Origin of the sequence: Noviherbaspirillum aridicola (assembly GCF_019656455.1) — a bacterium.
GTDB lineage: Bacteria > Pseudomonadota > Gammaproteobacteria > Burkholderiales > Burkholderiaceae_D > Noviherbaspirillum > Noviherbaspirillum aridicola.
The window spans coordinates 1-6,218 of record NZ_BPMK01000030.1 but is presented as its reverse complement, the minus strand read 5'-3'; the positions used below and the strand labels follow the sequence as shown (position 1 = coordinate 6,218).

Below are 6,218 nucleotides of genomic sequence, written 5' to 3'. Positions count from 1 at the left end.
ATAAACGTCAATCGGGCATTCTTATGGATGTTCATTCGGTTGGCTTCTTTGAGAACTGGGGGTTTGGCGATTTCCAGTTTCTCAAATCCAATCCGAATGAACCAGAACAACCTATTGAAACATCACATCTAGCGCCGTACCCTCATCAGGCGATGCGCTTGCCGAGAATGTCGAGATCGCGTTCGATGCCGTCCAGCGTCGCCACGCGGGGCATGTGCGCCCAGCGTTCGAAGCCGAACTTGTAGAAGAGCCCGAGGCTGGGCTTGTTGTGGCCGAAGATGAAGCCCAGCAGCGTATGAATGCCGATGCTGGGCGCGAAAGCGATCGACTGCTCGAGGAAATACCGCCCCAGCCCCTTGCCGCGCTGGTCGTCGCGGATGTAAATCGACAGCTCGGCGGTGCCGTTGTAGGCGGGGCGGCCGTAGAAGTTGGAGTAGGACAGCCAGCCCACGACTTCGCCGTCCTTCTCGGCCACCCACAGCGGGCGCCGCTCGGGGGTGTGCTCGGCGAACCACGCGTGGCGGGACTCCACGCTTACCGGCTCGGTATCGGCCGTGACTTCGCGCGAGGGCACGGTGCTGTTGTAGATCGCCACGATCGCGGGCAGGTCTTCGAAACGGGCGAGGCGGTGCGTATAAGTGTTCGGATGCGACATCGGCGTGCTGCGTGTTGTGATTGTTATCAGAGCGTATGGGTGGCGCGGGAAGAACGCAGGGCGGCGCCGAGCAGTTCCTCTATGCGCGCCTTGACCCGCTGGCCGCTTTCATCGGCGGAAAAATGCACGCCTATCCCCTGCGCCTTGTTGTGATTGGCGCCGGGAGGCGTGATCCAGACCACCTTGCCGGCGATCGGATACTTGGTCGGATCGTCCATCAGGGTGAGGATGAGGTAGATTTCGTCGCCCAGCTTGTAGGGCTTGCTGGTCGGGACGAAGATGCCGCCGTTGGCGAGAAACGGCATGTAGGCGGCGTACAGCGCCGCCTTTTCCTTGATCGGAAGCGACAGGACCGAGGGGCGCGCGACGGCGGTTGCGGGACCGCTGGTGGAAGGTGCCTGAGGAGTATCGGCCATCTTTATCCAAACACGGATGAATATTCGAGCAACATGTCTTCGATGAAGAGCCGTGCCGCCAGCGGATGCTCTGCCACCGCCCGCCGCTCCTGCACCGACTTGAGCGCCCTGAGCAAGGCGCCGGTGTCGGCGCGCTGGCTGAGCGCGGTCAGCTCTTTCCGGTAGCGGGGATAATAACGGATTCTGCCGGAAAGCTTGAGCGAAAAAATGTCGTACAGCCAGCGTTGCTGCCACGCGACCAGGTCCGGCACCGGCGCCTTCTGCAGCTTTTCGGCTGTTTTCAGCGCCCCGTCCACGCCCGGCCGCGCCAGCTGCTGCAGCAGGATATCCATGATTTCCCGGACCTCGGTCTGCGCCATTTCCTGCGCCGCCAGCGGCGCTCCGCCCTGCTCCGCCAGCCAGACATCGGCGTCGGCCACGCCCTGTTCCTGCAGCCAGGCGACCGCTTCCCGGGGCGACGGCAGCCCGAGCGCGAACTTGCGGCAGCGCGACAGGATCGTGGGCAGCAGGCGGTCGAGGCTGTTGGACACCAGCAGGAACATGGTCGACGGCGGCGGCTCCTCCAGCGTCTTGAGCAGCGCATTGGCGGCGGCGGTGTTGAGCGCCTCGGCCGGATACAGCACCACGACGCGCATCCCCTGGCGGTGCGTGGACACGCTCATGAAATCGGCGAGCGCGCGCACCTGGTCGATCTTGATTTCCTTCGAAGGCTTGGCCTTGCCGGCCTTCCTGGTCTCGACGGCCTCGCCCTCGCCGGCGTCGCCGGCTTCCTCTTCGTCGAGCAGTTCCGGCCGCACCCGGCGGTAGTCCGGATGGCTGTACTGGTCGAACCAGCCGCAGGCGTCGCAGCGGCCGCAGGGCTGATGATCGGCGGCGGGCGACTGGCACAGCAGCGACTGCGCGAAGCGTTCGGCGAACGCGGTCTTGCCGATGCCGCGCGGCCCGTGGAACAGGATGGCGTGCGGCAGGCGCTCGCGCAGCTGCTGCAGCTGCCGCCAGGCGGGGACTTGCCAGGGAAAGAGCGGCGCCGTCATGCCTGCCCGGCGAGGTCGTCGATCACGGCCCGCAGCTCGTTCTGAATGGCGCCGATCGGCCGGCTGGAATCGATGAGGCGGAAGCGTTCCGGGAAATCGTGCGCGCGGCGCAGGTAGGCGGCGCGGGTAGCGGCGAAGAAGTCGGCGCGCTCGCGCTCGAAACGGTCCGGCTCGCGCGCCGCGTCGAGCCGCGCGCGGGCAACCTCGAGCGGCACGTCGAACAGCAGCGTGAGGTCCGGCTGCAGATGCGGATGCACCCAGTTCTCCAGCATTTCCAGCCGCTCGAACGGCAGGCCGCGCCCGCCCCCCTGGTAGGCGAAGGTGGCGTCGGTGAAGCGGTCCGAGATCACCCAGTCGCCGCGGGCGAGCGCCGGCCCGATCAGCTGCGCCAGGTGCTCGCGCCGGGCGGCGAAGACCAGCAGGGCTTCGGTTTCGATGTGCATCGGCTCATGCAGGATCAGCTCGCGCAGCTTTTCGCCGAGCGGGGTGCCGCCCGGTTCGCGGGTCAGCACCACCTGCCTGCCGGCCGACCGCAGCAGGTCGGCGACATACGCGAGATGAGTGGACTTGCCGGCGCCGTCTATGCCTTCGAAAGTGATGAATTTGCCAGGTTTCATGGATGCATCGTGATGTTCGCGACGGGCATTATCGCCGGTTTTGCCGGGCCGAAGTAGTGGCGCGCCGGCGCATATGCAGCGGGAGCGGATGCGTCCGGCGCGCGTGGCGGGGCGCTCGCGGCGGCCGGGGCTTGCCGGCATCGTCGGCGGCGCCGTGTTTTCCCCCGGCCGGCTACTCGCGGCGCTGGTACTTGTTCACCGCCCGGTTGTGATCGGCGAGATTGTTCGAGAACTCGCTGGTGCCATTGCCGCGCGCGACGAAATACAGCGCGTCGATCGCCGCCGGCGCGACCGCCGCTTCCAGCGACTCCGCGCCGGGCAATGCGATCGGCGTGGGCGGCAGGCCGGCGCGCGTGTAGGTGTTGTAGGGCGTGTCGGTCTCGAGGTCGCGCTTGCGGATATTGCCCTGAAACTTGTCGCCCATGCCATAGATGACGGTGGGGTCGGTCTGCAGCAGCATGCCCTGCCGCAGCCGGTTGACGAAGACGGCGGCGATCATCTTGCGCTCCGAGCGCTGCCCGGTTTCCTTCTCGATGATGGAAGCCATGATCAGGGCTTCATACGGGCTCTTGTACGGCAGGCCGGGTTGGCGGCGGCTCCAGGTGTCGTCGAGCCGCTTCTGCATCAGCGCATAGGCCTGGCGGTAGATCTGCAGGTCGCTCGATCCCCTGGCGAAGCGGTAGGTATCGGGGAAGAACAGGCCTTCCGCCGCCTTCTCGCCGGGCGCGATCCTGTCGAGCAATTCCTTGTCGCTCAGCTGCGCGGTGTCATGCCGCAGCGCCGGATGGGCGTCGATCGCGGCGCGCATCTGCCGGAAGGTCCAGCCTTCGATCACGGCCAGCGCCTCCTGCGCGTATTCGCCGCGCACCAGCTGGTCGATCAGGGCCATCGGCGAGGTTCCGGGCTTTAGTTCATAATTCCCGGCTTTGAGACGTGGCGCCTTGCCGGTCAGGCGGGCGATCAGCTCCAGCAGCAAGGGGTTGGCGGGCACGCCGGCCGCTTCCACCTGCTGCATGCTGCGCCGCACGCTGCTGCCGGATTCGATGGCGAAGGCGATCGGCGCGGCGCCGGGCGGCGTGATCGGACGCCAGGCCCAGTAGGCGATGAGGGCGGACGCCAGCAGCACGAAGGCGACCGCGGCGAGAAACATTTTCCTGAACAAGTCGGTATCCCGGTGAGAGTGCCGGACCGCCGGAGACGGCGGCCGGACGCGATTTCAAGACGTCACTATAATCAAAGCCGAAATGATACCGGCGAATCGATAATTCCTGAGCGTATGACCGAATCCACGAATGCATGGTTGCAGTTTCTGGCGCAAAGCGGCGCCAGCTTTGATCAGGAGCGCCCCCACGAGGTGACGGGCTTCGGCGATCTGCCCGGTATCCCGCGCAATGTCGTCTCGCCCCTGACCGATCTCGGCCTGATAGGCGCCACCGGCGACGACGCCGCGAATTTTCTGCACAACCAGCTCACCAACGATGTCGAGCACCTCGACATGGGCAGCGCCCGCCTCGCCGGCTATTGCTCGCCCAAGGGCCGCATGCTGGCGAGCTTCCTCATGTGGCGCGGGAGCGAAGGCTTTTTCCTGCAGTTGCCGAGGGCGATCCAGCCGGCCGTGCAGAAGCGGCTGCAGATGTTCATCCTGCGTGCGAAGGCAAAACTCGCCGACCGCGGCGACGAGCTGCCGACGCTCGGCCTGGCCGGAGAATCGGTCGGCGATCTGCTGAAGAAATGGTTTCCCTCGCTGCCCGCCCAGCCCTGGCAGAAGTCGGACTCGGAAGCCGGCACCCTGATCCGCGTTCCCGATGCCGACGGACTGCCGCGCTACCGCTGGACGGCGCCGGTAGCGATCCTGGTACAGGCATGGCCTGAACTCGTCACACTCGCGACGCCGGCCGCGACCGCGCTCTGGCGCCTGCTCGACATCCGCGCCGGCTTGCCGCAGGTGACGCAGGCGACCCAGGAGCAGTTCGTGCCGCAGATGGTGAATTACGAACTGATCGGCGGCGTCAATTTCAAGAAAGGCTGCTATCCCGGACAGGAGATCGTCGCGCGCAGCCAGTATCTCGGCAAGCTCAAGCGCCGGATGATGTTGGCCTCCGTCGACAGCCTCGATGCGCGGGCCGGGATGGAAGTGTTCTCCAGCGAAGACCCCGACCAGCCCTGCGGCATGATCGTCAACGCCGAGCCGAACTTCAGCCACGGCTGCGACTGCCTGGTCGAACTCAAGACCGCCGCGGCGGAGGCCGGCAGCGTGCATCTCGGCGCCGCCGGCGGCCCGGTCCTGGCCTTCCGCGCATTGCCCTATCCGCTGCCGGCGTAAAGTGGATCTCTACATCTATTACCGGGTGCCGCCTGCCCACGCCGCCGCGTTGCAGCCTTTGCTGGCGGCGATGCAGGAAGCCCTGTCGCGCGAGCACGGCGTGAGCGCCGCGCTCAAGCGCCGGCCGGAGGAGAAGGACGGCCGCCAGACCTGGATGGAGGTCTACCAAGATGTGCCGGCGGGCTTTGACGACGCACTGGACCGCGCGCTGGCGCAATCCGGCGCCGCCGCGCTGATCGACGGTCCACGACATACCGAAATCTTTGAGGATGTGCGCCCATGTGCCTGATCGTCTTTGCCTGGCAAATCCTTCCCGGCATGCCGCTGCTCGCCGCCGGCAACCGCGACGAATTCTATGACCGCCCGGCGCAGGCCGCGCACTGGTGGCAGGACGAGCCGGCTATCTACGCCGGACGCGATCTAAAGGCCGGGGGCAGCTGGATGGGCGTCACGCGCGACGGCCGCTTCGCGGCAGTCACCAATGTGCGCGCGCCGCTCGACCAGCGGGACGATGCGCATAGCCGCGGCGCGCTGGTGGCGGACTTCCTGCGCAGCCGCGCGGCGCCGCAGGCATTCATCGACGAACTCGCCGTGCATGCCGATCGCTACAATCCCTTCAACCTCCTGGTCGGCGACCGCACCAGCCTGGTCTGCTACTCCAATGCCCGCGATCCGGGGCCGGACAACGGCAAGCCGCTGGCGCCGGGCATCTACGGCCTGTCCAACGCGCAGCTGAATACCCCCTGGCCCAAACTCGTCAATGCGCGCGCCGAATTCTCCAGCCTGCTCTGCCAGGGCGCGCCGGACGATGCCTATTTCGAGATGCTGGCCGACGGCACCCGGGTCGACGACGAACGCCTGCCGCGCACCGGAGTCAGCCTGGAGTGGGAGCGGGTTCTGTCGGCTGTCTGCATCGAGTCGCCGACCTACGGCACGCGCGTGTCGAGCCTGGTCAGGCTGCCAGCCCGGGGTGAGCCGACGATCGCCGAGCGCGTGCACCGCTGATTCCCGCGCTACCGGCGGCCGGACCGCTGCCGCGCGCCGCGCTAGCTGTGAAGTTGCAAGAGGTTATTTCGGTTGGTTGAGAGTCTGGACATTGGTGCTTTGCCGCCGATACCTTGGTGCGGGCGGTGCCAGTTGTAGTGGTGGTTCCACTGATGGAGCATTTCGGCG

9 protein-coding genes are annotated in these 6,218 nt (G+C 66.5%); 3 read left to right on the top strand and 6 right to left on the bottom strand.

What is annotated here, in order from left to right; genetic code table 11:
* Nucleotides 1-145 precede the first annotated feature (145 nt).
* The 5 genes from NCCP691_RS21105 to mltG form a co-directional block, all read right to left on the bottom strand.
* On the bottom strand, nt 146-655 hold the full coding sequence (locus NCCP691_RS21105; RefSeq protein WP_220810544.1) for a GNAT family N-acetyltransferase: 510 nt from the start codon (nt 653-655) through the stop codon (nt 146-148).
* 26 nt (nt 656-681) lie between these two features.
* Entirely contained in the window at nt 682-1,071 is a 390-nt protein-coding gene (locus NCCP691_RS21100) for a PilZ domain-containing protein (protein WP_220810543.1), read from the bottom strand.
* A 2-nt stretch (nt 1,072-1,073) separates the two neighbouring features.
* Entirely contained in the window at nt 1,074-2,105 is a 1,032-nt protein-coding gene (locus tag NCCP691_RS21095) for a DNA polymerase III subunit delta' (protein WP_220810542.1), read from the bottom strand.
* The gene (gene tmk, locus NCCP691_RS21090) at nt 2,102-2,722 is read right to left on the bottom strand and encodes a dTMP kinase (protein ID WP_220810541.1); all 621 of its coding nucleotides are present in this window, start codon (nt 2,720-2,722) and stop codon (nt 2,102-2,104) included. Before tmk ends, NCCP691_RS21095 begins: the two co-directional genes overlap by 4 nt.
* Before the next feature lie 172 nt (nt 2,723-2,894).
* Nucleotides 2,895-3,872: an endolytic transglycosylase MltG gene (mltG, locus tag NCCP691_RS21085; protein WP_220810546.1), complete on the bottom strand. Its 978-nt coding sequence runs from the start codon at nt 3,870-3,872 to the stop codon at nt 2,895-2,897.
* A gap of 126 nt (nt 3,873-3,998) precedes the next feature.
* On the opposite strand from mltG, the gene ygfZ reads away from it, so the two are divergent.
* Genes ygfZ through NCCP691_RS21070 form a run of 3 tightly spaced genes read left to right on the top strand, consistent with a single transcriptional unit; the run spans nt 3,999 to nt 6,050 of the window.
* On the top strand, nt 3,999-5,045 hold the full coding sequence (gene ygfZ, locus NCCP691_RS21080) for a CAF17-like 4Fe-4S cluster assembly/insertion protein YgfZ (protein WP_220810540.1): 1,047 nt from the start codon (nt 3,999-4,001) through the stop codon (nt 5,043-5,045).
* Nucleotide 5,046: 1 nt separating this feature from the next.
* Nucleotides 5,047-5,334 (top strand): DUF4936 family protein, encoded by a 288-nt coding sequence (locus tag NCCP691_RS21075; protein WP_220810539.1) that lies wholly within the window; start codon nt 5,047-5,049, stop codon nt 5,332-5,334.
* Nucleotides 5,325-6,050, top strand: coding sequence for an NRDE family protein (locus tag NCCP691_RS21070; protein ID WP_220810538.1), 726 nt, complete (start codon nt 5,325-5,327; stop codon nt 6,048-6,050). Before NCCP691_RS21075 ends, NCCP691_RS21070 begins: the two co-directional genes overlap by 10 nt.
* Before the next feature lie 41 nt (nt 6,051-6,091).
* Here NCCP691_RS21070 and NCCP691_RS21065 read toward each other — a convergent pair.
* On the bottom strand, nt 6,092-6,218 hold a 127-nt coding region (locus tag NCCP691_RS21065; protein ID WP_220810545.1), incomplete at its 5' end, for an integrase core domain-containing protein.

Excerpts from the sequence above, each read along its gene's own strand:
- NCCP691_RS21105 (WP_220810544.1), bottom strand. The coding sequence starts at position 655 with ATGTCGCATCCGAACACTTATACGCACCGCCTCGCCCGTTTCGAAGAC.
- NCCP691_RS21100 (WP_220810543.1), bottom strand. The coding sequence starts at position 1,071 with ATGGCCGATACTCCTCAGGCACCTTCCACCAGCGGTCCCGCAACCGCC.
- NCCP691_RS21095 (WP_220810542.1), bottom strand. The coding sequence starts at position 2,105 with ATGACGGCGCCGCTCTTTCCCTGGCAAGTCCCCGCCTGGCGGCAGCTG.
- tmk (WP_220810541.1), bottom strand. The coding sequence starts at position 2,722 with ATGAAACCTGGCAAATTCATCACTTTCGAAGGCATAGACGGCGCCGGC.
- mltG (WP_220810546.1), bottom strand. The coding sequence starts at position 3,872 with ATGTTTCTCGCCGCGGTCGCCTTCGTGCTGCTGGCGTCCGCCCTCATC.
- ygfZ (WP_220810540.1), top strand. The coding sequence starts at position 3,999 with ATGACCGAATCCACGAATGCATGGTTGCAGTTTCTGGCGCAAAGCGGC.
- NCCP691_RS21070 (WP_220810538.1), top strand. The coding sequence starts at position 5,325 with ATGTGCCTGATCGTCTTTGCCTGGCAAATCCTTCCCGGCATGCCGCTG.